This window comes from Pseudomonas benzopyrenica, assembly GCF_036884265.1.
Lineage (GTDB): Bacteria > Pseudomonadota > Gammaproteobacteria > Pseudomonadales > Pseudomonadaceae > Chryseomonas > Chryseomonas benzopyrenica.
Genome location: NZ_CP145723.1, coordinates 3,369,028 through 3,392,049, shown reverse-complemented (window position 1 = coordinate 3,392,049; position 23,022 = coordinate 3,369,028). Strand labels below are relative to the sequence as shown.

Sequence of the window (23,022 nt, the reverse complement as noted above, 5' to 3'; positions counted from 1 at the left end):
CCGTTGAAGCTTGGGCTCATGGAAATCCTCCGCCTACCCCATGGCAGCGGGGTAGGCTCTGGGTCAGCGCTGAGAGGCTTCGAAGACGGCGCGGAATTCGGCTTTCTCGGCGTCGCTCAGCGGCAGCAGCGGCAGCCGGGCATTGCCAGAATTGAAGCCAGCCAGCTCGCAGCCGTATTTCACCTTCTGGATGAATTTGCCCTGTTCCATGCTCGCCATCACCGGGAACAGCGAGCGCATCACCGCCTGGGCACCCTGGATGTCACCGGCGGTGAAGGCCTTGTGGAAGGCGACGATCTGATCCGGGAAGCAGTTGGCCGGGCCGCAGATCCAGCTGGTGGCGCCCCACAGAAAGAAGTCCAGTGCCTGGTCATCCGAGCCGCAGGACAACTGGTAGCCGCCCTTGAAGGTCTCGGTGACCTCGATGGCGCGTAGCAGGTTGCCGGAGCTTTCCTTGATGCCGATGACACGCGGATGGTCGCGGAAGGCCGCCAGTACCGAGGTGCCGACCTCGACGTTGGTGCGGATCGGGTAGTTGTAGAGGATGACGTTGATGTCGGCGAAGGTATCCAGCACGACCTGATAATGGTTGATCAGCTCTTCCTGAGTCGGCAGCGCATAGAAGGGCGGGGCGAGCAGGATGTTGCTGAAGCCGCACTCGATGGCCTGGCGAATCTGCTCGATCACCTCACGGGTGCTGGCGCCGTTGCAGTTGGCGATCAGGGTGCCCTTGCCGTCGGCCACTTCCCTGACCGTCTGCAGCACCAGGCGTCGCTCGGGGTTGTCGAGGGCGTAGTACTCGCCGGTGGAACCCAGGGCGACGAAGCCGGATACCCCGGCTTTGAGCTGATACTCGACGATGGAGGCGAGCGTCGCGCAATCGACGTGGCCGGCCTGGTCGAAGGGGGTGACGAGAGCGGGAAGGATGCCGTGCATGTTCATGGAATTACCTCTTCGGGATGGGCGATCAGTAGGCGAAGCGTCGCAACAGCCGGGCCTCGACGAGGCCGACCAGACGGGTCAGGGGAAAGGCGATGCAGAAGTAGATGACGGCCACCGCCGAGAGGAACTCGACCGGACGCGCCGTGCTGTTGGAAAGGTTCTGGCCGACGAACATCAGGTCCGCCACCCCGACCGAGGAGATCAGGGCGCTTTCCTTGAACAGGCTGATGACGTTGGAGAGTAACGGCGGGATGGCGCGAAGCAGCGCCTGGGGAAAGATGACGTAGAGGACCTTCACCCCGGGCGACAGGCCGAGGGCCACGCAGGCATCGTGCTGTTCGCCGGCGATGGACTTGAGGGCGCCGCGAAAGGTCTCGCTGGTGATCGCCGCCATGAACAGCGTGAGGGAGATCACCACCGAGACATAGGGTGAGATCGACAGGCCGAACACCACCGGAAAGCAGAAGAACACCCAGAACAGCTGGATCAGCAGGGGCGTGCCGCGAAAGAATTCCACATAGAGCCGCACTGGCGCCCGCAGCAGCCGACTGGGCGCCAGCTGGACCAGGCTCAGGCCGAAGCCCAGCAGGCTGCCCACCAGGGCGCAGCCGAGGGTGATGGTCAGCGTCAGTCCCAGCCCCTTGAGCAGCACCTGCCAGTAGCCGAGGACGATGGAGAAGTCGAGTTGCATATCCATCTCAGCGCTCCAGGGCCGCGTCTTGGCGGCGTTCGACGAGGCGCACCAGCTGGGCGATTGGCAAGGACAGGGCGAAGTAGATCAGGGCGATCAGCGAGTAGGTTTCCAGCGGGCGATAGGCTTCGGTGGCGATGGACTTGCCGATGTACATCAGATCGGCCACGGCCACGATGGCGACCAGGGCGCTCTGCTGGAGGATGCCGATGCCATTGGTCATCAGTACCGGCAGGGCACTGCGCAACGCCTGCGGCAGCACCACATAGAGGGTGCGGTTCAGCGGTCCCAGGCCGAGAGCGACGCTGGCATCCAGATGCTCACGCGGCACGGCCTGTACGCCGGCGCGGTAGGCCTCGGCATTGAAGGCGGTGAGGTTAAGGCCCAGCGCCAGCACGCCCATGGTGATGGGGTCGACGAAGACGTTGAACAGCATGGGCACGCAATAGAAGAACCAGACGATCTGCAGCAGGACCGGGGTGCAGCGGAAGAACTCGATGAACAGCTGGGCGGGCAGCCGTACCAGGCGCCAGCGATTCAGGGTCAGCAGGCACAGCAGGAAACCCAGCACCAGGCCCATGAGATTGGCAGCCAGGGCGAGTTGCAGGGTCACCTTGAGGCCCTGCCAGAGCGGGCCCAGGGTACCGTTGAGAAAATGAAAGTCGAATTGGTAGTTCATGGCGCTGTCCTCAATCCAGGTGCAGGACCTTTTCCAGGAATTCCCGGGTGCGGGGCTCGCGCGGACGTCTGAACAGTTCCTCGGGCGGGCCTTCCTCGACCGGTCGGCCGTTGGCGCAGAACACCACGCGGGTCGCGATGTGCTTGGCGAAGTGCATGTCGTGGGTGACGATGATCATCGCCATGCGCTGCTCGGCCAGCTGCAGCATCACGTTCTGCACCTCGATCACCATTTCCGGGTCGAGGGCGGAGGTGACCTCGTCGAAGAGCATCAGCGCCGGTTCCAGCATCAGCGCGCGGGCGATGGCGACGCGCTGCTTCTGGCCACCCGACAGCTGGCTGGGATAAGCGTGCAGCTTGCTTTCCAGGCCCAGTCGGGCGAGGTACAGCCGAGCCTTTTCGGTGGCTTCGGCGCGCGACAATCCGCGTACCTTCATGGGCGCCAGGACCAGATTGCCCAGCACCGACAGGTGGGGAAACAGGGTGTAGTGCTGGAAGACCATGCCGATCTGCCGGTGCAGTTCTCGATCCAGCACCTGACTACGTCCGTTGCGACCTTCTATATAGGGCTGGCCCTGGAAGTGGATGCGGCCGTCCTGGATGCTTTCCAGCCCCATCATCACGCGCAGCAGCGAACTCTTGCCGCTGCCACTCGGGCCGATGATCACCAGACGGTCGTCGGCACGCATGTCCAGGCAGAAGTCGTCCATGACCTTGAGCTCCGGACCATAGCTCTTGCACACGTGCTGGAACTGGACGAAGCCATCGGGACCCGGGCGGGTCTCCGGTGCGGCGGTGGCAAGGGGCGTCGGCATGATGGAAACGGCTTTCATAGGGGCGAACTCCGGTAAGGACTCGTCAGGACGAGTCCTTTGTCTCAGCGGCGGGTTACGGGGCTTTCTGGGCGTTGACCTGCTCGGAGGCCTTGTCCACGAGGGCGGCGATCTCACCCGTCTCGCGACGCTGGGTGAGATAGATGTTCAACACCTGCATGTCGACCCAGGAGATGTCGCGGCGCACGCCGAAGGCCACGCCCTGCTTGGCCAGCGCCGGCTTGGGCATTACTTCTTTGGCCCAGGTGGGGTTGGCGATGGCGAAGAGGTGATTGGTGTCGCTGGCATCGACCAGCACGTCGGCGCGGCGGGACATCACCGCCAGACGTGTCTCGTCCATACCGGGGAGACGCATCACGGTCCCTTGCTTGATGACGGCCGAGATCGCCTTGTCCGCGGCCGTACCGGACATCACTGCGAAGGTCACGCCAGGTTTGTCGTAGTCCGTCAAGGTCTCGCCGGCCTGGGCCAGCTTGGGGTTGTCCTTGTTCAGCAACAGCGAGATCTGATAGTCGGTGGCGGCCGTGCTGAAGGCCACGGCCAGGGCCCGCTCGGGTGTCTGGTTGAGTGCCATGGCCAGATCCCACTTGCCGCCCTGCAGGCCGGCGACCAGGTTGTCCCAGTTGGTGTCGACGAACTCCACCTTGACCTTGAGCACTCGCTCGCCGAAGTCACGGCACAGATCGACGAAGTAGCCGCTGTATTTCGCCGAGGCGGCATCGCGCATCACATAGGGCGCGGCGACTGCGGCCCCGCATTTCAAGACGCCGGCTTTCTGGACCTGCTGCCACACGCCGGCCTGCTCGGCCTGAGCGGCCGGCTGCCAGAGCAGGGCGCCGGCGATTGCCAGACTACCCAGGACTGCACGAAGGGATTGCGAACGCGATAGACGCCGAGCCATAGCTGCTACTCCATTTGGACGATTGTTATAGGCAGGAGGCAAAAAAGCTTTTTTGTGTGTGTAGTTGTATTCAGCGCTGCATGCAGATTAGGAGTGGCGAATTGGGACTGTCAACGGGCTTCCTCAGCAGCGCTGCCGTAAAAGTGCTGCAGCTCCAGTTGAGCTCGGCTGGTAAATCCTTGATATGCCGAGATAAAAGGCTACCCACCGCTGCAGGAAAAAAATTTCCCGAAAACGGAACCAGAGACTTAACGTGATTTTTGTTGAATCCAAGTGTGAGAAAAAAACCATTTAACTCACGCAAGGCTGAACGTACTCTGCAGGCTCAACGTCACCGCCCCGAGGCCCTGTCATGAACCAGCCGCTGACCGTTTCCCCACCCGTCGCCGCGCAGCTCAATCTGCGCGCCCACTGGATGCCCTTCACCGCCAATCGCGCCTTCCAGAAGGATCCGCGCATCGTAATAGCCGCCGAGGGCAGCTGGCTGACGGATGACCAGGGTCGGCGCATCTACGACAGCCTCTCCGGACTCTGGACCTGCGGCGCCGGTCACTCGCGCAAGGAGATCCAGGAGGCCGTGGCACGTCAGCTGGGTACCCTCGACTATTCGCCGGGCTTCCAGTACGGCCATCCGCTGTCCTTCCAGCTGGCCGAAAAGATGGCCGAACTGACTCCGGCCGGTCTGGATCATGTCTTCTTCACCGGCTCGGGTTCCGAGAGCGCCGACACCTCGGTCAAGCTGGCGCGGGCCTACTGGCGCATCAAGGGTCAACCGGCCAAGACCAAGCTGATCGGCCGGGCCCGCGGCTACCACGGCGTCAACATTGCCGGCACCAGCCTGGGCGGCATCGGCGGCAACCGGAAGATGTATGGCTCCTTCATGGACGTCGACCATCTGCCCCATACCCTGCAACCGGGCATGGCCTTCACCAAGGGCATGGCCGAGACCGGCGGCGTCGAGCTGGCCAACGAGCTGCTCAAGCTGATCGAGCTGCACGATGCGTCCAATATCGCGGCCGTCATCGTCGAGCCCATGTCCGGCTCGGCCGGGGTGATCGTGCCGCCGGTGGGCTATCTGCAGCGCCTGCGCGAGATCTGCACCCAGCACGACATCCTGCTGATCTTCGACGAGGTCATCACCGCCTTTGGCCGCATGGGCCGTCATACCGGCGCCGAATACTTCGGCGTGACGCCAGACCTAATGAACGTCGCCAAGCAAGTCACCAATGGCGCCGTACCCCTGGGCGCGGTGATCGCCAGCAGCGCCATCTACGACACCTTCATGAACCAGGCCACCCCTGAGCACATGGTCGAGTTTCCCCACGGCTACACCTATTCGGCCCATCCGGTGGCCTGTGCCGCGGGTCTGGCGGCGCTGGAGCTCATGGAGCGTGAAAATCTGGTGCAGCAGGCCGCCGAGCTGGCGCCCAAGTTCGAAGCCTCGCTGCATGGCCTCAAGGGCGCCAAGCACGTGGTGGACATCCGCAACTGCGGCCTGGCCGGTGCCCTGCAGCTCGCCCCGCGTGACGGCGATGCGGTGATCCGTCCCTATGAGGCCGGCATCGCCCTGTGGAAGGCCGGCTTCTATGTGCGTTTTGGTGGCGACACCCTGCAATTCGGGCCCACCTTCAACGCCAGGATCGAAGATCTGGATCGCGTCTTCGCCGCGGTCGGTGATGTCCTCAATCGCCTCGACTGACCCCCTTTCCGGCGCTCCCCGGCGGGAGCGCCTATCCCTCGTACAAGGAGTCCTTTCATGAGCCTCAAGCATCTCATCGGCGGCCAGCTGGTCGACGGTGGCAGCCGCCGCGCACCGGTCTACAACCCCTCCACCGGCGCGGTCATCCGCGAAGTGCCCTTGGCCGATGCGGCCACTCTGCAGCAGGCCGTCGACGCCGCCCAGGCCGCCTTTCCCGCCTGGCGCAACACCCCACCGGCCAAGCGCGCCCAGGTGCTGTTCCGCTTCAAGCAGCTGCTGGAAAGCAACGAAGAGCGCCTGGTGCAGCTGATCAGCGAAGAGCACGGCAAGACCCTGGAAGACGCCGCCGGCGAATTGCGCCGTGGCATCGAGAACGTCGAATACGCCACTGCCGCACCCGAGCTGCTCAAGGGCGAATACAACCGCAACGCCGGTCCGAGCATCGACACCTGGTCCGACTTCCAGCCCCTGGGCGTGGTGGCCGGCATCACCCCCTTCAACTTCCCGGCCATGGTGCCGCTGTGGATGTACCCGCTGGCCATCGCCTGCGGCAACACCTTCATCCTCAAGCCCAGCGAGCGCGATCCCAGTTCCACCCTGGCCATCGCCCAGCTGTTCGAAGAAGCCGGCCTGCCCAAGGGCGTGTTGAACGTGGTGCATGGCGACAAGGAAGCCGTGGACGGGCTGATCGACGCCCCCGAGGTCAAGGCGCTGAGCTTTGTCGGCTCCACCCCCATCGCCGAATACATCTATGCCCGCGGCACCGCCAAGGGCAAGCGCGTCCAGGCCCTGGGCGGCGCCAAGAACCATGCGGTGGTCATGCCCGACGCCGACCTCGGCAATACCGTCAATGCCCTGATGGGCGCCGCCTATGGCTCCTGCGGCGAACGCTGCATGGCCATTTCGGTAGCGGTCTGCGTCGGTGACCAGGTCGCCGATGCCCTGATCGCCCGCCTGGTGCCGGAGATCGAGAAGCTCAAGGTTGGCCCCGGCACCCAGTGCGGCCTGGACATGGGCCCGCTGGTAACCGGCGCGCACCTGGACAAGGTCACCGGCTACGTCGCCGATGGCGTCGCCGCAGGCGCCAAGCTGGTGGTGGACGGCCGCAGCCTCAAGGTCGCCGATCACGAAGAAGGCTTCTTCCTCGGTGGCTGCCTGTTCGATCAGGTCACCCCGGAGATGCGCATCTACAAGGAAGAGATCTTCGGACCGGTACTCTGCGTGGTGCGGGTCAAGAGCCTGGAAGAGGGCATCGCCCTGATCAATGCCCACGAATACGGCAATGGCACCTGCATCTTCACCCGCGACGGCGAAGCGGCGCGGCTGTTCGGCGATCAGATCGAAGTGGGCATGGTCGGCATCAACGTGCCGCTGCCGGTGCCGGTGGCCTACCACAGCTTCGGCGGCTGGAAGAGATCGCTGTTCGGCGACCTTCACGCCTATGGCCCCGACGGTGTGCGCTTCTACACCCGTCGCAAGACCATCACCCAGCGTTGGCCGCAACGTGAGACCCAGGAGGCTTCGCAGTTCGCCTTCCCCAGCAACGGCTGAGTCAAGCAGGTGGTGGCAAAGCTGGCGTCACAGGCGCCAGCTTTGCTGCGTCAGCACTATCCAACGTCCTGCTGGCAGTTGATTTGAGGCGAATTGAAGCTTTTCTCTCGCGCATGGACTTCATCGACGGCTGTGGCTCCAGCCAAGGCTGGACGCTCCCTGTCTTGGCTGGTGGAGCGGCATGCCACCCAGTGCATGCTTTCTGTTCAGACGCTTATTGCCTGAGAAAAAGATGAACAAACCCTTGCTTGGTCAGACGGTATTGGTCACTGGCGCATCTGGCGACATTGGAGGGGCCATCGTTCGGCAGCTAGCTGGCCAAGGGGCCGAGGTCATCATCCATTACAGTAGAAACAGAGGACGTGCCGAGCATCTGCTCGCCAGTATCGGTGGCGCCGGGCATCTCGTTTGTGGCGACCTAGGAACCGAGGGTGGGCCTCTCGAGTTGTGGCACCAATCTATGGCGATCACGCGTCATATAGATGCCTTGGTGAACAATGCAGGTGTCCGCAACGAGGTTTCGGTGGAGGCTGCCCCTGCGGAATGGCAGAGGACTTGGCGGAGAGAGTTTCAGATCAATTTCTTTGCCGCTGCGGACCTATGCAAGGAGGCCATAATCCATTTCAGGTCGAATGGAGGTGGCCGTATTGTAAATATGGCAAGCCGGGCCGGGCAGCGGGGCTATTCCGCTGACGCCATGCAGTATGGGGCGTCGAAAGCGGCACTTATCAATCTGACCAAATCCATTGCTACCTCATTCGGCGCTGACGGGATCACTGCTGTAGCTATAGCGCCTGGCTGGGTGGGTACCGAAATGGCAGAAAGCTTCATGGCTATTCATGGTCAACAAGCTGTGACGCGGGATATTCCGATAGGCCGGGCTGTTGCCCTAGAAGAACTTGCCGAGTTGGTAGCCTTTGTTCTACGGACTTCGCAGCGCTCATTAAACGGCGCAACTCTTGATATCAATGGTGGGAGCTACATCCGATAACAATGCCTGCATCTTCACCCGTGGCAGTGAGGCGGCACGGCTATTCGTTTTCCGCAGCAACGACTGAGCGTTAGAAAAACCCATTCCTTGGCCTGCCGCACAGCAGGCCGGCCAGGGAAGGCTTTACCCTTCGGCTGCCCTCCATTGCCGAAGCTTCCATGCCTGCCCCTACCTTCACAGCCGTCGCCCGTCTCGGGTGTGTGATTGGCCTCCTGCTCGCGAGTCTGACCGGCTGTAGCAGCCAGTCCGCTCAGGACATCGCCCGGCAATTCGGCAAGACCCGCCCCAGCGAATTCCTGCAGACCAGTTCCGACCGCATGGCCACCCTCGCCATGCAGGCTAATCTGCAGAGTCTCTATCGGCTGATGAACAAGCTCTACCTGCGCAATCCGGCCGAATGGAAGAAGACCGGGCTGCCCGATGCCGCCAGCGCCGAGCGGGAGATTCGCACGGCCATCGAGCAGCGACGCAGCCTGCCGGCACTGGGCGGACGCAAGGAAGTGGCGGCCCTGAGCTACGTGCTGGGTGAAGATTATCAGGGTGACCGCGTCGGTGCCTTCATCTATGCCATCGGCAGCATGATCATCGCCGCCCACGGCAATCGCACCGAGTTCTACATCACCGATGTGGTGAATGCGCGCTTCGTCAACAATGCCGCCCGTAACATCGAGAAGGCCACCTGGCTGCTCGGCCAGCGCAAGAACGCCGAGGGCGAGCCCCTGCTGTTCGCCAACGAGATCTCGGAGGAGGGCAGCAACCTCAGCTTCGCCACCGAGTTCGGCAAGATCGTCGCTCGCCTGGACCTGCTCGCCCAGTTGCTGGACGAGCGCTACCGGCGCATCGGCGTCAACTACGCCCAGAGCCTGCTGTTCATCAACTTCCTGCCGGTGCAGTAGCGATCACAGCGGCTTGGTCAGTTCCTTGGCGCGGTCATAGGCCTTGGAGAAGCCCTTGAGCGACAGGCTTTCGCTGGCGGTCTCGCCGTTGGCGACCGGGGTGGTCACGGTCAGGCGCCCACCGCGCTGCAGCTGCTTGAAGACGTCACCGACGAATTCCACCGGCACCACGCAGCCCTGGGGGATGCAGGTATGGAAGGGCCGATTCTCCAGGCTGCGCTTGTCGATCTGCAGCGAGATCGGCTTGGTCACCGCCACGCCGAAGGGCAGCACCAGGATGCCGTCCACGCCTTCGCGATTGGGGCGCAGCTCGGTGACCAGCATGCGCTGGCCCTTGGCGCTGTCCTTCTGCTGGGTGATGGCGCACAGCTGTACGGAACGGTCCGCATTACGGGCGATGCGGCAGATCACCTGCCAGTCGCCATATTTCTCCGTGACCGACGGCTGGGGTTCCTGGGCGTTGGCAGGCGCCGACTGGGCGAAGGCCTGGCCGGCGAGCAGCAGGGGCGCGAGGAACAGGGCCGGGCGGAGAAAGCGATAAGACATGGAGAGTCCTTGGCAGGAGGAAAAGAGCCTCAAGGGTAGGCCATCGCTCCGCCAGGGAACACCCCGGCACGACGATCAGACCTTTTTGACGAACTCGGATTTGAGCTTCATCGCACCTATGCCCTCGATCTTGCAGTCGATGTCGTGATCGCCATCGACCAGGCGGATGTTCTTGACCTTGGTGCCGACCTTGACCACCAGGGACGAGCCCTTGACCTTGAGATCCTTGATCACGCTGACGGTGTCGCCGTCCTGCAGGGTATTGCCGACCGCATCGCGGATCACCTTGGCTTCATCCGTGGCACCGGTGTCACCGGGCGTCCATTCGTGGGCGCACTCCGGACAGATCAGCTGAGCGCCGTCGGCGTAGGTGTATTCGGAAGCACAGAGGGGGCAGGGCGGCAGAGCGGTCATGGCGAAGGACACCTGGCTGGAAAAGCCGCGCATTGTATAGGGTTTTAGCCGCACCCGGGTGTCTGAGGCCGTTGCACTAGGCGGCCAGCTGCACCTCGACCACGGTGCCATTGTCGTTGCGATAGCGGGCTTCGCCGCCGAGCTGTTCGGCCAGGCTGTTGATGATCTTGAAGCCCAGGCGCTGGCTGGTGCGCGGATTGAACTGCTGCGGCATGCCCCGACCATTGTCGGCGATGCGCAACAGCAGTCGCTGATCGTCGTCGCGTTGCAGGCTGATGCTGATCAGCCCACGCTGGCTGGCGTCAAAGGCGTGCTTGAGGGAGTTGGTCACCACCTCGGCCACCAGCATCGACAGGGTGGTCAGGCGGGGAAGGTCGAAATTCAGCGGCTCGGCAGTGATGGCGCAGGAGACGTTGGCCTGTCCCGCGGCGGCCAGCAGGTCATTGGTCAGCAGCTGCAGGTGATGGGCCACTGGCTGCGCGGCGTCGGCCGGATCGTGCAGTCGCCGGTGGATGCGCGAAATGCTCTCCAGTCGCGAACGCGCCTCTTCCAGGGCTTGGGACGCCTGGCTGTCGCCGGGCAACTTGAGTTGCTGCAGCATGAGCAACGAGGCGATGAACTGGATGTTGTTGGCTACCCGGTGCTGCAACTCCTGGAACATCGTCGTCTGGACGTCGTAGAGGTCGTGGATCACCTGCTGCTCCGCGCGCAGTCGGGCGCTTGCTCTATGCATGTAGTGGATCAGGGCGATGTCCACACCGACGATGACCACGTAGAAGGCCAGGGCCAGAAAGCCCTGGGCGCCGACATCGAAGGTCCAGCCCGGAGGAATGAAGAAGTACCAGGCGGCCAACCCGGACAGCACGGCGCACAGGGTGCCGGCGCGGCTGCCGCAGAAGAAGGTGGTCAGGATGACGGCGGGAAAGAAGGTGAGGTAGGGAAAGCCCTGCAGCAGGACGTCCACCAGGGCGAAGCGTGCCGCCAGGGCCAGGGCGAACGCCAGCAGCGCGAGGCCGTAGGCCAGTACCGGGCGAGCGCGGATCCTGCTGCTGAGATCGCTGATCCAATGACGACGAGACGAAGGATCCAAGGCTCTAACCTGTGGGGTAGACAACGGCGGCGCAAGCTTAACGCATAGCGGTCTCGCTTAGGGGGATGAGCGCACCAAAGGTGGCTTTGCCCGGTCCGACGGCGGCAGCCTGTACAAGAGTTGGACTGCCTCGGCCGTTTCCCCCGCTCGCTAATCGGTAAAGTATGTTTCTTGTACAACAGTGCCCTTGGTCGTACAGCTCAGGACGCTAGTGGATTGCTATGGTCAAACGATTGCAATCTTTCAATCACAGGATCCGCTCATGAATCGCCAGCGTGTGCTAGTCGCCGAGGATGAGCCTGTTCTGCGCGAGCTGTTGCAGGAGCTCTTCGAAGGCTGGGGTTATCAGGTGTATGCCTTTGGCAGCGCGGATGCCGCCTGTGCCTTCTTGCAGGAAGCGCAGCCCAAGCTGGATCTGCTCTTTACCGATGTGCGGATGCCAGGCCTTCTAAGTGGTGTGGATCTGGCACTCCAGGCGCGTGGCCGTCAGGCCCACCTGCCCATCGTCATCACCTCGGGCTATTGCGACGACAACCCTGCTCGCGCGGCGCGGGCGACCTTTCTGCCCAAACCCTGGGATCTGGAGGCGTTGCACCGCAGTTGCCCAGCGCCCGGTGCTCAAATGAATCCTGTCTAAGCACTCGACAGCTGTGGCGCTGACCAAATCGCGCCCATGAAAAAGCCCGTAGCGGTCGCCCGCTACGGGCTTTTTCAGATTTTGGCTCCGCGACCTGGACTCGAACCAGGGACCCAATGATTAACAGTCATTTGCTCTACCGACTGAGCTATCGCGGAACAACGGGGCGTATCTTACTGATAGATAACGGGAAGTCAAGCATCGGTGGCATCAGAAAAACGGGCCGCCGAAAGCTCGTCGTCAGCCCTGCAATACCGCGGCGATGGCCTGGATGGTGGGCGGCAGATTGCGCTCGTTCAACGCGGCCACACAGATGCGTCCGGTACTGACCGCATAGATGCCGAATTCGCTCTTCAGCCGCTCGACCTGCTCGGCGGTGAGGCCGGAGTAGGAGAACATGCCGCGCTGGGCGTTGACGAAGGCGAAGTCGCGGGTAGCGCCAGCCGCGGCCAGGCCTTCCACCAGGGCGTTGCGCATGGTGCGGATGCGCTGGCGCATCTCGCTCAGTTCGGCTTCCCAGAGGGCGCGCAGCTCGGGATTGCTCAGCACACTGGCGACGATGGTGGCGCCATGGGTCGGCGGGTTGGAGTAGTTGGTGCGGATCACCCGCTTGACCTGGGACAGCACCCGGGCGCTTTCCTCGCGGCTCTCGCTGACCAGGGTCAGGGCGCCGACCCGCTCGCCATACAGCGAGAAGGACTTGGAGAAGGAGCTGGAGACCAGGAAGGTCAGGCCGGAGTCGGCGAACAGGCGTACCGCCTGGGCGTCTTCCTCAATGCCGTCGCCAAAGCCCTGGTAGGCGATGTCGAGGAAGGGCACCAGGTTGCGCGCCTTGACCACGTCCAGCACCGCCTGCCAGTCGGCCGGCTGCAGATCGACGCCGGTGGGGTTGTGGCAGCAGGCATGCAGCACCACCACCGAGCGCTCCGGCAATGCCTGGAGATCGGCCAGGAAACCTGCGCGGTTCAGGCCATTGCTGGCGGCGTCGTAGTAGCGATAGTTCTGCACGGGAAAGCCGGCGCCCTCGAACAGCGCGCGGTGGTTTTCCCAGCTCGGGTCACTGATGGCGACCACGGCATCCGGCAGCAGCCGCTTGAGGAAGTCGGCGCCGATCTTCAGTGCACCGGTGCCGCCAACGGCCTGCACGGTGATGGCGCGGCCTTCGCGCACCAGGCTCGACTCGGCGCCGAACAGCAGGTGCTGGACGGCCTGGTCATAGGCGGCGATGCCCTCGATGGGCAGGTAGCCACGCGGTGCCTGGGCGGCCACGCGCTGCTGCTCGGCCTCGGCCACGGCGCGCAACAGCGGAATGCGGCCCTGCTCGTCGTAGTAGACCCCCACGCCCAGATTGACCTTGTGCGGACGGGCGTCGGCGTTATAGGCCTCGTTCAGGCCAAGGATGGGGTCGCGGGGTGCCATTTCGACGGCGGAGAACAAACTCATGGGGCAGGGGCTCGAATGAGGGGTGAAAGGAAGGGCGGAACGCTTAGGAACCAGGAGTATAGCCCCCTGCAGGCACCATCGCGACCCGACCTCGGCAGGAGATTTCCTGACGTGCGGCGCTGCGGGCGGATTGCAAAGGGGCGCATGCGACCTCATTTAGGGGCTTCCAGCTTTTTCCTCGCCCACACCGCCCTGGCCTTGCGTCAGTGCGGTGGTGTCCGTGCATTTTCGCGCTACTGAGGCAGCCATGTCCGCATTCCAGCTCTCCACCCGCTACACCCCGGCCGGCGACCAGCCCGAAGCCATTCGCCAGATGGTGGAAGGCCTGGAGGCAGGCCTGTCGCACCAGACCCTGCTCGGCGTGACCGGCTCGGGCAAGACCTTCAGCATCGCCAATGTCATCGCCCAGGTGCAGCGCCCGACCATGGTGCTGGCGCCGAACAAGACCCTGGCCGCGCAGCTCTATGGCGAATTCAAGGCCTTCTTCCCGAACAACTCGGTGGAGTACTTCGTCTCCTACTACGACTACTACCAGCCGGAAGCCTATGTGCCCTCGTCGGACACCTTCATCGAGAAGGACTCGTCCATCAACGACCACATCGAGCAGATGCGCCTGTCCGCCACCAAGGCCTTGCTGGAGCGCAAGGACGCCATCATCGTCGCCTCGGTATCCTCCATCTACGGCCTGGGCAGTCCCGAGGCCTACCTGAAGATGGTCCTGCACCTGGATCGCGGCGACCGCATCGACCAGCGCACCATCCTGCGTCGGCTGGCCGAGTTGCAATACAGCCGCAACGACATGGAATTCGCCCGTGCCACCTTCCGGGTACGTGGCGACGTCATCGACATCTTCCCGGCGGAATCCGATCTGGAAGCGGTGCGTATCGAGCTGTTCGACGACGAGGTGGAGAGTCTGTCGGCCTTCGATCCGCTGACCGGCGAGGTGATCCGCAAACTGCCGCGCTTCACCTTCTATCCCAAGACCCACTACGCCACGCCGCGCGAGACCCTGCTGGGCGCCATCGAGAACATTAAGCTGGAGCTCGCCGACCGCCTCGAATGGCTGCGCAGCCAGAATCGTCTGCTCGAAGCGCAGCGGCTGGAGCAGCGCACTCGCTTCGACCTGGAGATGATCCTCGAACTGGGCTATTGCAACGGCATCGAGAACTACAGCCGCTACCTGTCCGGGCGTGGTCCGGGCGAGCCGCCCCCCACTCTCTACGACTACCTGCCGAGCAATGCCCTGCTGGTAATCGACGAATCCCACGTCACCGTTCCGCAGATCGGCGCCATGTTCAAGGGTGACCGCTCGCGCAAGGAAACCCTGGTGGAATACGGCTTCCGCCTGCCCTCGGCGCTGGACAACCGGCCGCTCAAGTTCGAGGAGTGGGAAGCCGGTGCGCCCCAGACCATCTTTGTCTCGGCGACCCCCGGTCCCTATGAGGAAGAACACGCCGGCCGCGTGGTCGAGCAGGTGGTGCGCCCCACCGGCCTGGTCGACCCCATCATCGAGATCCGTCCGGCCACCACCCAGGTGGACGATCTGCTCTCCGAGATCCGCCTGCGCGTGGCCCAGGAAGAGCGGGTGCTCTGCACCACCCTGACCAAGCGCATGGCCGAGGACCTCACCGACTACCTGGCCGACCACGACGTACGGGTGCGCTACCTGCACTCGGACATCGACACCGTGGAGCGGGTGGAGATCATCCGCGACCTGCGCCTGGGCACCTTCGACGTCCTGGTGGGCATCAACCTCTTGCGCGAAGGCCTGGACATGCCCGAGGTCTCCCTGGTGGCGGTGCTCGACGCCGACAAGGAAGGCTTCCTGCGTTCCGAGCGCTCGCTGATCCAGACCATCGGCCGGGCGGCACGTAACCTCAACGGCAAGGCCATCCTCTATGCCGACAACATGACCGGCTCCATGCAGCGGGCCATCGACGAGACCGAACGCCGGCGCAACAAGCAGCTGGCCTTCAACGAAGAGCACGGCATCGTGCCCCAGGGCATCAAGAAGGACATTCGCGACATCATGGAAGGCGCTGCGGCCCCGGGTGCCAAGGGCAAGCGTCGCGTGGCCAAGGCCGCCGAGGATCAGGGTGAGTACGCCGCCGAACTGCGCTCGCCGAGCGAGATCGGCAAGCGCATCCGTCAGCTCGAAGAAAAGATGCTGCAACTGGCGCGCGACCTGCAGTTCGAGTCCGCTGCCCAGCTGCGTGACGAGATCCAGGCGCTGCGCGAGCGCCTGGTCCAGGTGTAAGCCTGCTCCAACTGGCAGCGCCGACCCCGGCGCTGCTACCATTCCGCCTTTGCCCCTTCGCGTTTTTCGAGAAAGCCGATGACCACCGTTCGCACGCGCATCGCGCCGTCGCCCACCGGCGACCCGCATGTCGGTACCGCCTATATCGCCCTGTTCAACCTCTGCTTCGCCCGTCAGCACGGGGGGCAGTTCATTCTGCGCATCGAGGATACCGACCAGGTCCGTTCGACCCGCGAATCCGAACAGCAGATCTACGATGCCCTGCGCTGGCTGGGCATCGAGTGGGACGAGGGCCCGGACGTCGGTGGCCCCCATGGCCCCTATCGGCAGAGCGAACGCAGCGAGATCTACTGGAAGTACGCTCGTGAGCTGTTGGAGAAGGGCCATGCCTTCTACTGCTTCGCCACGCCCGAAGAACTCGACCAGATGCGTGCCGAGCAGCAGGCGCGCGGCGAGACCCCGCGCTACGACGGTCGAGGCCTGCGCCTGAGCCAGGACGAGGTGCAACAGCGCCTGGATGCCGGCCAGCCCTATGTGATCCGCATGAAGGTGCCGGAGGAGGGCGTCTGCGTCGTTCCCGACCTGCTACGTGGTGATGTCGAGATCCCCTGGGATCGCATGGACATGCAGGTGCTGATGAAGGCCGACGGCCTGCCCACCTATTTCCTGGCCAACGTGGTCGACGACCACCTGATGGGCATCACCCACGTCCTGCGTGGCGAGGAGTGGCTGCCCTCGGCGCCCAAGCTGATCAAGCTCTACGAGTACTTCGGCTGGGAACAGCCCCAACTCTGCTACATGCCGCTGCTGCGCAATCCGGACAAGAGCAAGCTTTCCAAGCGCAAGAATCCCACCTCGGTGACCTTCTACCAGCGCATGGGCTACCTGCCCGAGGCCATGCTCAACTACCTCGGCCGCATGGGCTGGTCCATGCCCGACGAGCGCGAGAAATTCACCCTGGACGAGATGGTCGAGCATTTCGACCTCCAGCGCGTGTCCCTCGGCGGTCCGATCTTCGACGTCGAGAAGCTCTCCTGGCTCAACGGCCAGTGGCTGCGCGAGCTGAGCCCCGAGCGCTTCGCCGCCGAGGTGCAGCAATGGGCGCTCAATCCCGAGTACCTGCTCAAGATCGCCCCCCTGGTGCAGCAGCGCGTCGAGACCTTCAGCCAGATCGCCCCACTGGCCGGCTTCTTCTTCAGTGGCGCCCTGAATCTGGATCCGGCGCTGTTCCAGCACAAGAAGCTGGCCGCCGACCAGGTCCGCCTGGTCATGCAGCTGCTGCTGTGGAAGCTCGAAGCCCTGCGCCAGTGGGACAAGGAGCGCATCACCGCGGTGATCCAGACCGTCGCCGAGCACCAGCAGCTCAAGCTGCGCGACGTCATGCCGCTGCTGTTCGCCGCCATCACCGGCCAGGCCAGTTCGGTCTCGGTGCTGGATGCCATGGAAATCCTCGGGCCGGACCTCACCCGCTTCCGCCTGCGCCAGGCGGTCGAGTTGCTAGGTGCGCCTTCCAAGAAGGAAACCAAGGAGTGGGAGAAGCTGCTGGCCGAACTCGGCTAACCGGCTCCCGGCCGACCCGCCCTGGGGTCGGCCTCTCGCTTGCGCCAGGACGGGCCCATGACCTCCCAGCGGCACACTATGCCGGAAGACGTGCTGGCCTTGCTCAACGCAACGCTGATGATCGCCCTGGCGGTCAATCTCCATCGCCAGGCCGGATTGTCGACCGGCGCGCGATCCTCGATCTGACCCTGACGATCAACCCGTGACCGGGTCGTTACAGCGCCATCAGCGAGGGGCTTTCCGTCGCGCAGGCACAACTTCGATTGGTCCGCGACCCGCCTTGGCTTTAAGATGGCGCCCATTTTCGGCGGCCCGACCGTCGTCATCGCAAGTTGAAGAGGTCTCCATGAGCTGCGATTTCCTGGCACAAGCCCTTCCCGGCGTACAGAAACTTTCGCCCTACGTGCCCGGCAAGCCCGTCGATGAACTGGCCCGCGAGCTGGGTATGGCGCCGGCCAGCATCGTCAAGCTCGCCAGCAACGAGAACCCCCTCGGGCCCAGCGCCAAGGCCCTCGACGCCATCCGCGCCGAACTGGCCGAGCTGACCCGCTATCCCGATGGCAACGCCTTCGACCTCAAGCAGGCCCTGAGCGAGCGTTTCGGCGTGGCCGCCACTGGCATCACCCTGGGCAACGGCTCCAACGACATCCTCGAACTGGTCGCCCGCGCCTACCTGGCACCCGGCTACAACGCCGTGTTCAGCGAGCATGCCTTCGCCGTCTATCCCCTGGTGACCCTGGCCATCGGTGCGGAAGGCCGCAGCGTCCCAGCCAAGGACTACGGGCATGATCTCGAGGCCATGCTCGCCGCCATCGATGCCGACACCCGGGTGGTCTTTGTCGCCAACCCCAACAATCCCACCGGCACCTGGTTCGACAGCGAGGCCCTGGCGCGCTTCCTCGCCCGTGTGCCCGAGCACGTCCTGGTGGTACTGGACGAGGCCTACATCGAATACGCCGAAGGTGATAAACTGCCAGACGGCCTGGCGTTCCTGGCCCAGTACCCCAACCTCATCGTCTCGCGGACCTTTTCCAAAGCCTATGGCCTGGCTGCCCTGCGCGTCGGCTATGCCTTCTCCTCGCCGACCGTGGCCGATGTCCTCAACCGGGTGCGCCAGCCGTTCAACGTCAACAGCCTGGCCCAGGCGGCGGCCTGTGCGGCTTTGGCCGACAGCGATTACCTGGCCCGCAGCCGCGCCCTCAACGATGCCGGCATGGCCCAGCTGGAAGCCGGTTTCCGCGATCTCGACCTCAAGTGGATTCCCTCCCGTGGCAATTTCATTGCCGTGGACCTGGGGCGCGAGGCCGCGCCGATCAACCAGGGGCTGCTGCAGGAGGGCGTCATCGTGCGGCCCGTCGCCGGCTATGGCATGCCCACCTTCCTGCGCGTCTCCATCGGCACCGAAGCGGAAAATGCCCGTTTCCTGGCGGCGCTGAGCAAGGTCCTGGGTCGTGGCTGAAGTGGCCACCCCCCTGATCGAACGTCTCGTCGTTGTCGGCCTGGGCCTGATCGGCGGCTCCTTCGCCAAGGGCGCCCGCGCCAGCGGCCTCTGCCGTGAGGTGGTCGGGGTCGACCGGGATCCGGAGACTCGCCGGCTGGCGGTCGAACTGGGCGTCGTCGACCGCTGCGTCGCCGAGCTGGCCGAGGCCTGCCCGGGTGCCGACGTCATCCAGCTCGCCGTACCGATTCTCGCCATGGAGCGGGTGCTGGCCGATCTTGCGGCCCTGCCACTGCAGGGCGCCATCCTCACCGACGTCGGCAGCGCCAAGGGCAATGTGGTACGCGCTGCGCGGCGGGCCTTCGCCGGTCAGTCGCTGCGCTTCGTGCCGGGTCATCCCATCGCCGGCTCCGAGCGCAGTGGCGTCACGGCGGCCAATGCGGCGCTGTTCAATCGCCACAAGGTCATCCTGACGCCGCTGGAAGAAACCCTGCCGACCGATCTGGACAAGGTCGATCGGCTCTGGCGCGCCATAGGGGCCGATGTCGAGCACATGACCGTAGAGCACCACGACCAGGTTCTCGCCGCCACCAGCCATCTGCCCCATCTGCTGGCCTTCAATCTGGTGGACTCCCTGGCCAAGCGCAGCGAGAACCGCGAAATCTTCCACTACGCCGCTGGTGGCTTTCGCGATTTCACCCGCATCGCCGGCAGCGATCCGACCATGTGGCACGACATCTTCATCGCCAACCGCGAAGCCGTGCTGCAGGCGCTGGACACCTATCGCACCGATCTCGATGAACTGCGCGGCGCCATCCAGGCCGGCGATGGTCAGTTCCTCATGGAGGTGCTGACCCATGCGCGCGGCGCGCGCGAATACTTCGGGCGCATCCTCGCCAGTCGTACCCAGGCTGGCGCCCAGGTCGCCGCCCATCATTCTCTTACGGAGGGGCACTCATGAGCAGTACCGCACCCGTCATCACCCTCGATGGTCCCGGCGGTTCGGGGAAAGGCACCCTCGCGGCGCTGGTCGCCCGGCAGCTCGGCTGGAATCTGCTGGATTCCGGCGCGCTCTATCGCCTGCTGGCCTTCGCTGCGCGCAACCATGGCGTGGACTACACCAACGAGGAGTCGCTCAAGCTGCTGGCGGCCCATCTGGACGTCCAGTTCCTCGCCGGCCATGAACACGGCCAGCGCATCATTCTCGAAGGCGAGGACGTCACCGACGTCATCCGGACCGAGGAAGTCGGCGCAGGCGCCTCCCAGGTCGCTACCCTGCCGGCCGTGCGCGATGCCCTGCTGCAGCGCCAGCAAGCCTTCCGCGAAGCGCCCGGTCTGGTCGCCGACGGTCGCGACATGGGCACCGTGGTGTTCCCGGACGCCGAGCTGAAGATCTTTCTGACCGCCGGTGCCGAGGAACGGGCACAGAGGCGTTATCTTCAGTTGAAGCAGAAGGGCGAAAATGTTAGCTTGCCTGCCCTCCTGGAAGAGATCCGTGAGCGGGACGCCCGCGATAGTCAGCGTAGCGTTGCTCCGCTCAAGCCGGCCGACGATGCCGTCGAGCTGGATTCCACGCATCTCTCCATACAACAGGTATTGGAACGCATCCTGACCCTGGCCGCCGAACGCGACCTGGCGGGATGAAGGCCGAGACTCATCCGAGTCGTCGGTGAAAGCTGCCGGGAACCAGTCGCATCCCGGCAGCCGGATGGTAACCACTCACCCCGCATGGGCTGGTCATGCGGTAGCCGGATACATCGGGTATCCATACAACAGGTATGAACATGAGCGAAAGCTTCGCAGAACTCTTTGAAGAAAGTCTGAAATCCCTCGACATGCAGCCGGGCGCCATCATCGTCGGCACCGTGGTGTCGATCGATGGCGACTGGGTTGTGGTCGATACCGGCCTGAAATCCGAAGGCCTGGTTCCGCTCGAGCAGTTCTACAACGAACAAGGCGAGCTGACCATCAACGTGGGTGACGAAGTCCACGTAGCCCTGGATGCCGTCGAAGACGGTTTCGGCGAAACCAAAGTGTCTCGCGAAAAGGCCAAGCGCGCCGAGTCCTGGCTGGTCCTGGAAGCCGCGTTCAGCGCCGACGAAGTGGTCAAGGGTGTCATCAACGGCAAGGTCAAGGGCGGTTTCACCGTCGACGTCAGCGGCATCCGCGCGTTCCTGCCGGGCTCCCTGGTCGATGTCCGTCCGGTGCGTGACACCACTCACCTGGAAGGCAAGGAACTCGAGTTCAAGGTCATCAAGCTGGACCAGAAGCGCAACAACGTTGTCGTTTCCCGTCGTAGCGTCCTGGAAGCCGAGAACAGCGCCGAGCGTGAAGCTCTGCTGGAATCCCTGCAGGAAGGCCAGCAAGTCAAGGGTATCGTCAAGAACCTCACCGACTACGGTGCGTTCGTCGACCTGGGCGGCGTAGACGGCCTGCTGCACATCACCGACATGGCCTGGAAGCGCATCAAGCATCCGTCGGAAATTGTCAACGTCGGCGACGAGATCGACGTCAAGGTGCTGAAGTTCGACCGCGAGCGCAACCGCGTCTCCCTGGGTCTGAAGCAGCTGGGCGAAGATCCGTGGGTCGCCATCAAGGCCCGTTACCCGGAAGGCACCCGCGTTCAGGCGCGCGTCACCAACCTCACCGACTACGGCTGCTTCGCCGAGCTGGAAGAGGGCGTGGAAGGCCTGGTGCACGTGTCCGAAATGGATTGGACCAACAAGAACATCCACCCGTCCAAGGTCGTTCAGGTCGGCGACGAAGTGGAAGTCATGGTTCTGGATATCGACGAAGAGCGTCGTCGTATCTCCCTGGGCATCAAGCAATGCCGCGCTAACCCGTGGGAAGAGTTCTCGGGTCAGTTCAACAAGGGCGACCGCATCTCCGGCACCATCAAGTCGATCACCGATTTCGGTATCTTCATTGGTCTGGAAGGCGGCATCGATGGCCTGGTACACCTGTCCGACATCTCCTGGAACGAAACCGGCGAAGAAGCCGTGCGTCGCTTCAAGAAGGGTGACGAGCTGGACACTGTGATCCTGTCCGTTGATCCGGAGCGCGAGCGCATCTCCCTGGGCATCAAGCAGCTGGAGGACGATCCGTTCTCCAACTACGCTTCCCTGAACGAGAAAGGCACCATCGTGCGCGGTACCGTCAAGGAAGTCGATGCCAAGGGCGCTGTCATTACCCTGGGCAACGAGATCGAAGGCGTCCTGAAGGCGTCCGAAATCAGCCGTGATCGCGTCGAAGACGCCCGTAACGTGCTGAAGGAAGGCGACGAAGTCGAAGCCAAGATCATCAGCATCGATCGCAAGAGCCGCGTGATCAGCCTCTCCGTCAAGTCCAAGGACGTCGACGACGAGAAGGAAGCCATGAGCTCCCTGCGTAGCAAGCAAGAGCCTGCTGCTGGCCCCACCACCATCGGCGACCTGATCAAGGCGCAGATGGAAAGCCAGAACTAAGTTCGAGCTTGAGTAAAAGGCGACCCTTCGGGGTCGCTTTTTTTTGTCTGGAAGAAAGCGGGTAGGGTGGTCACGACCCGTAAAAAGTTGTGGAGGCCAAAGCCGCCAGCTTGACTTTTCAAAAATCGGCCAGCGTGCTAAAAGTCCTTGAAGGTGATCTAGCCGCTTGATAACGAAGGAAAAATCCATGACCAAGTCGGAGTTGATCGAGCGCATCGTTTCCTATCAGGGGCAGCTTTCGTCCAGGGACGTCGAGCTGGCGATCAAGACCATGCTGGAGCAGATGGCCCAGGCGCTTTCCACTGGGGACCGTATCGAGATCCGAGGTTTCGGCAGCTTCTCTCTGCACTATCGGGCTCCGCGTACCGGGCGCAATCCCAAGACTGGCGAGTCGGTCTTGCTGGACGGCAAGTTCGTTCCGCACTTCAAGCCGGGTAAGGAGTTGAGGGACAGGGTCAACGAGCTGGAGCCATAAAGCCGTCGCTGGTTTCCCGCCTTTTCGTCGTCTCTCGCCAATGTGTTGATTTTCCTGTCTTTTTTGCTTTCCTCAAAGCTGTCAAAAAAGCGTTATCGATAAGGTCTTTATCGGTATTTTGACGTTTACAAAAAAAGTCAAGGCGTTTTGATATTTTTGTAGACGGGTTCCGATTTTTGTATGAGACTTCCTTCACATAAGGTCTTGGGTGACCTCGTAGTCCACGCCGAGTGAGGAAGTTGTCATGCGCCACTATCTTTTCATCTGGATCGGTATCGCCGCCTGCTTCACCAGCATGCACTTCGGTCACCCTTTCGTGGCAGTAGCCGCTCTGGCCGGTAGCTGGATGGTTGCGCTGTTCCTGCAGCCCGCTCAGCGCGTCGAGAGTTTCTCGCGCCACTACGTCGCCCAGCCGGCCGCGCGCTTCCAGGCCGTTGAAGTCCAGACTTCCGCCAAGACCTTCTAAGGTTCTTAAGTTTTTTCGGCCCGCCGCGCTCAGGTTCGGTGGGCTTTTTT

General features: G+C 63.3%; 22 protein-coding genes, 1 tRNA gene and 1 pseudogene. 14 read left to right on the top strand and 10 right to left on the bottom strand.

What is annotated here, in order from left to right; translation table 11 throughout:
- Positions 1-63: 63 nt before the first annotated feature.
- Genes V6W80_RS16065 through V6W80_RS16045 form a run of 5 tightly spaced genes read right to left on the bottom strand, consistent with a single transcriptional unit; the run spans position 64 to position 4,045 of the window.
- On the bottom strand, positions 64-942 hold the full coding sequence (locus V6W80_RS16065) for a dihydrodipicolinate synthase family protein (RefSeq protein ID WP_338544794.1): 879 nt from the start codon (positions 940-942) through the stop codon (positions 64-66).
- Between the two features lie 25 nt (positions 943-967).
- Positions 968-1,633 (bottom strand): amino acid ABC transporter permease, encoded by a 666-nt coding sequence (locus tag V6W80_RS16060; protein WP_208694954.1) that lies wholly within the window; start codon positions 1,631-1,633, stop codon positions 968-970.
- A gap of 7 nt (positions 1,634-1,640) precedes the next feature.
- Entirely contained in the window at positions 1,641-2,312 is a 672-nt protein-coding gene (locus V6W80_RS16055; RefSeq protein WP_064308342.1) for an amino acid ABC transporter permease, read from the bottom strand.
- A gap of 10 nt (positions 2,313-2,322) precedes the next feature.
- Positions 2,323-3,144: an ATP-binding cassette domain-containing protein gene (locus V6W80_RS16050; RefSeq protein ID WP_173149263.1), complete on the bottom strand. Its 822-nt coding sequence runs from the start codon at positions 3,142-3,144 to the stop codon at positions 2,323-2,325.
- Between the two features lie 55 nt (positions 3,145-3,199).
- Positions 3,200-4,045: a transporter substrate-binding domain-containing protein gene (locus V6W80_RS16045; protein WP_338544793.1), complete on the bottom strand. Its 846-nt coding sequence runs from the start codon at positions 4,043-4,045 to the stop codon at positions 3,200-3,202.
- Positions 4,046-4,397: 352 nt separating this feature from the next.
- Here V6W80_RS16045 and V6W80_RS16040 point away from each other — a divergent pair, with 352 nt between their 5' ends.
- The 4 genes from V6W80_RS16040 (at position 4,398) to V6W80_RS16025 (ending at position 9,182) form a co-directional block, all read left to right on the top strand.
- Entirely contained in the window at positions 4,398-5,744 is a 1,347-nt protein-coding gene (locus V6W80_RS16040; RefSeq protein WP_338544792.1) for an aspartate aminotransferase family protein, read from the top strand.
- A 57-nt stretch (positions 5,745-5,801) separates the two neighbouring features.
- Positions 5,802-7,295 carry a CoA-acylating methylmalonate-semialdehyde dehydrogenase gene (locus V6W80_RS16035; RefSeq protein WP_338544791.1) on the top strand — a complete coding sequence of 498 codons (1,494 nt, stop codon included), beginning with the start codon at positions 5,802-5,804 and terminating at the stop codon, positions 7,293-7,295.
- Positions 7,296-7,527: 232 nt separating this feature from the next.
- Positions 7,528-8,286 carry an SDR family NAD(P)-dependent oxidoreductase gene (locus tag V6W80_RS16030; RefSeq protein WP_338544790.1) on the top strand — a complete coding sequence of 253 codons (759 nt, stop codon included), beginning with the start codon at positions 7,528-7,530 and terminating at the stop codon, positions 8,284-8,286.
- Between the two features lie 158 nt (positions 8,287-8,444).
- Positions 8,445-9,182, top strand: a complete 738-nt coding sequence (locus V6W80_RS16025; protein WP_338544789.1) for a hypothetical protein — start codon at positions 8,445-8,447, stop codon at positions 9,180-9,182.
- 3 nt (positions 9,183-9,185) lie between these two features.
- On the opposite strand, the gene V6W80_RS16020 is transcribed toward V6W80_RS16025, so the two are convergent.
- The 3 genes from V6W80_RS16020 to V6W80_RS16010 form a co-directional block, all read right to left on the bottom strand.
- Positions 9,186-9,728, bottom strand: a complete 543-nt coding sequence (locus V6W80_RS16020) for an invasion associated locus B family protein (RefSeq protein WP_017642049.1) — start codon at positions 9,726-9,728, stop codon at positions 9,186-9,188.
- A 75-nt stretch (positions 9,729-9,803) separates the two neighbouring features.
- Positions 9,804-10,142, bottom strand: a complete 339-nt coding sequence (locus tag V6W80_RS16015) for a zinc ribbon domain-containing protein YjdM (RefSeq protein WP_026083960.1) — start codon at positions 10,140-10,142, stop codon at positions 9,804-9,806.
- A 76-nt stretch (positions 10,143-10,218) separates the two neighbouring features.
- Positions 10,219-11,232 carry a sensor histidine kinase gene (locus V6W80_RS16010; RefSeq protein WP_064308339.1) on the bottom strand — a complete coding sequence of 338 codons (1,014 nt, stop codon included), beginning with the start codon at positions 11,230-11,232 and terminating at the stop codon, positions 10,219-10,221.
- A 262-nt stretch (positions 11,233-11,494) separates the two neighbouring features.
- Between V6W80_RS16010 and V6W80_RS16005 the strand changes: the two genes are divergently transcribed.
- Positions 11,495-11,869, top strand: a complete 375-nt coding sequence (locus V6W80_RS16005) for a response regulator (RefSeq protein WP_017642052.1) — start codon at positions 11,495-11,497, stop codon at positions 11,867-11,869.
- Positions 11,870-11,951: 82 nt separating this feature from the next.
- On the opposite strand, the gene V6W80_RS16000 is transcribed toward V6W80_RS16005, so the two are convergent.
- Positions 11,952-12,027: transfer RNA gene (locus V6W80_RS16000), tRNA-Asn, on the bottom strand.
- Positions 12,028-12,109: 82 nt separating this feature from the next.
- Positions 12,110-13,312, bottom strand: a complete 1,203-nt coding sequence (locus V6W80_RS15995; RefSeq protein ID WP_338544788.1) for an amino acid aminotransferase — start codon at positions 13,310-13,312, stop codon at positions 12,110-12,112.
- A 247-nt stretch (positions 13,313-13,559) separates the two neighbouring features.
- Here V6W80_RS15995 and uvrB point away from each other — a divergent pair, with 247 nt between their 5' ends.
- The 9 genes and pseudogenes from uvrB (at position 13,560) to V6W80_RS15950 (ending at position 22,972) form a co-directional block, all read left to right on the top strand.
- Positions 13,560-15,569, top strand: coding sequence for an excinuclease ABC subunit UvrB (uvrB, locus tag V6W80_RS15990; RefSeq protein ID WP_093254813.1), 2,010 nt, complete (start codon positions 13,560-13,562; stop codon positions 15,567-15,569).
- Between the two features lie 78 nt (positions 15,570-15,647).
- A complete protein-coding gene (gene gltX, locus V6W80_RS15985) occupies positions 15,648-17,129 on the top strand; it encodes a glutamate--tRNA ligase (protein ID WP_338544787.1) in 1,482 nt (493 codons plus the stop codon).
- A gap of 57 nt (positions 17,130-17,186) precedes the next feature.
- Positions 17,187-17,315, top strand: coding sequence for a hypothetical protein (locus V6W80_RS15980; protein ID WP_338544786.1), 129 nt, complete (start codon positions 17,187-17,189; stop codon positions 17,313-17,315).
- Positions 17,316-17,475: 160 nt separating this feature from the next.
- Positions 17,476-18,588, top strand: a complete 1,113-nt coding sequence (gene hisC, locus V6W80_RS15975) for a histidinol-phosphate transaminase (RefSeq protein WP_338544785.1) — start codon at positions 17,476-17,478, stop codon at positions 18,586-18,588.
- Positions 18,581-19,504, top strand: a pseudogene (locus V6W80_RS15970) (prephenate dehydrogenase/arogenate dehydrogenase family protein); the annotation flags it as partial. The gene hisC and the pseudogene V6W80_RS15970, both read left to right, overlap by 8 nt.
- 20 nt (positions 19,505-19,524) lie before the next feature.
- On the top strand, positions 19,525-20,211 hold the full coding sequence (gene cmk / locus V6W80_RS15965) for a (d)CMP kinase (protein ID WP_007160398.1): 687 nt from the start codon (positions 19,525-19,527) through the stop codon (positions 20,209-20,211).
- A 140-nt stretch (positions 20,212-20,351) separates the two neighbouring features.
- The gene (gene rpsA, locus V6W80_RS15960; protein WP_059315566.1) at positions 20,352-22,031 is read left to right on the top strand and encodes a 30S ribosomal protein S1; all 1,680 of its coding nucleotides are present in this window, start codon (positions 20,352-20,354) and stop codon (positions 22,029-22,031) included.
- 187 nt (positions 22,032-22,218) lie between these two features.
- Entirely contained in the window at positions 22,219-22,506 is a 288-nt protein-coding gene (gene ihfB, locus V6W80_RS15955; protein WP_007160396.1) for an integration host factor subunit beta, read from the top strand.
- A gap of 244 nt (positions 22,507-22,750) precedes the next feature.
- A complete protein-coding gene (locus V6W80_RS15950; protein ID WP_338544784.1) occupies positions 22,751-22,972 on the top strand; it encodes a hypothetical protein in 222 nt (73 codons plus the stop codon).
- The last annotated feature ends 50 nt before the right edge of the window (positions 22,973-23,022 follow it).

Coding starts and splice junctions, on each gene's coding strand:
- V6W80_RS16015 (WP_026083960.1), bottom strand. CDS start 10,142: ATGACCGCTCTGCCGCCCTGCCCCCTCTGTGCTTCCGAATACACCTAC.
- V6W80_RS16035 (WP_338544791.1), top strand. CDS start 5,802: ATGAGCCTCAAGCATCTCATCGGCGGCCAGCTGGTCGACGGTGGCAGC.
- rpsA (WP_059315566.1), top strand. CDS start 20,352: ATGAGCGAAAGCTTCGCAGAACTCTTTGAAGAAAGTCTGAAATCCCTC.
- hisC (WP_338544785.1), top strand. CDS start 17,476: ATGAGCTGCGATTTCCTGGCACAAGCCCTTCCCGGCGTACAGAAACTT.
- V6W80_RS16045 (WP_338544793.1), bottom strand. CDS start 4,045: ATGGCTCGGCGTCTATCGCGTTCGCAATCCCTTCGTGCAGTCCTGGGT.
- V6W80_RS16065 (WP_338544794.1), bottom strand. CDS start 942: ATGAACATGCACGGCATCCTTCCCGCTCTCGTCACCCCCTTCGACCAG.
- V6W80_RS16030 (WP_338544790.1), top strand. CDS start 7,528: ATGAACAAACCCTTGCTTGGTCAGACGGTATTGGTCACTGGCGCATCT.
- V6W80_RS15995 (WP_338544788.1), bottom strand. CDS start 13,312: ATGAGTTTGTTCTCCGCCGTCGAAATGGCACCCCGCGACCCCATCCTT.
- V6W80_RS16020 (WP_017642049.1), bottom strand. CDS start 9,728: ATGTCTTATCGCTTTCTCCGCCCGGCCCTGTTCCTCGCGCCCCTGCTG.
- gltX (WP_338544787.1), top strand. CDS start 15,648: ATGACCACCGTTCGCACGCGCATCGCGCCGTCGCCCACCGGCGACCCG.
- V6W80_RS16060 (WP_208694954.1), bottom strand. CDS start 1,633: ATGCAACTCGACTTCTCCATCGTCCTCGGCTACTGGCAGGTGCTGCTC.
- V6W80_RS15980 (WP_338544786.1), top strand. CDS start 17,187: ATGACCTCCCAGCGGCACACTATGCCGGAAGACGTGCTGGCCTTGCTC.
- uvrB (WP_093254813.1), top strand. CDS start 13,560: ATGTCCGCATTCCAGCTCTCCACCCGCTACACCCCGGCCGGCGACCAG.
- cmk (WP_007160398.1), top strand. CDS start 19,525: ATGAGCAGTACCGCACCCGTCATCACCCTCGATGGTCCCGGCGGTTCG.
- V6W80_RS16050 (WP_173149263.1), bottom strand. CDS start 3,144: ATGAAAGCCGTTTCCATCATGCCGACGCCCCTTGCCACCGCCGCACCG.
- V6W80_RS16055 (WP_064308342.1), bottom strand. CDS start 2,312: ATGAACTACCAATTCGACTTTCATTTTCTCAACGGTACCCTGGGCCCG.
- ihfB (WP_007160396.1), top strand. CDS start 22,219: ATGACCAAGTCGGAGTTGATCGAGCGCATCGTTTCCTATCAGGGGCAG.
- V6W80_RS15950 (WP_338544784.1), top strand. CDS start 22,751: ATGCGCCACTATCTTTTCATCTGGATCGGTATCGCCGCCTGCTTCACC.
- V6W80_RS16025 (WP_338544789.1), top strand. CDS start 8,445: ATGCCTGCCCCTACCTTCACAGCCGTCGCCCGTCTCGGGTGTGTGATT.
- V6W80_RS16040 (WP_338544792.1), top strand. CDS start 4,398: ATGAACCAGCCGCTGACCGTTTCCCCACCCGTCGCCGCGCAGCTCAAT.
- V6W80_RS16005 (WP_017642052.1), top strand. CDS start 11,495: ATGAATCGCCAGCGTGTGCTAGTCGCCGAGGATGAGCCTGTTCTGCGC.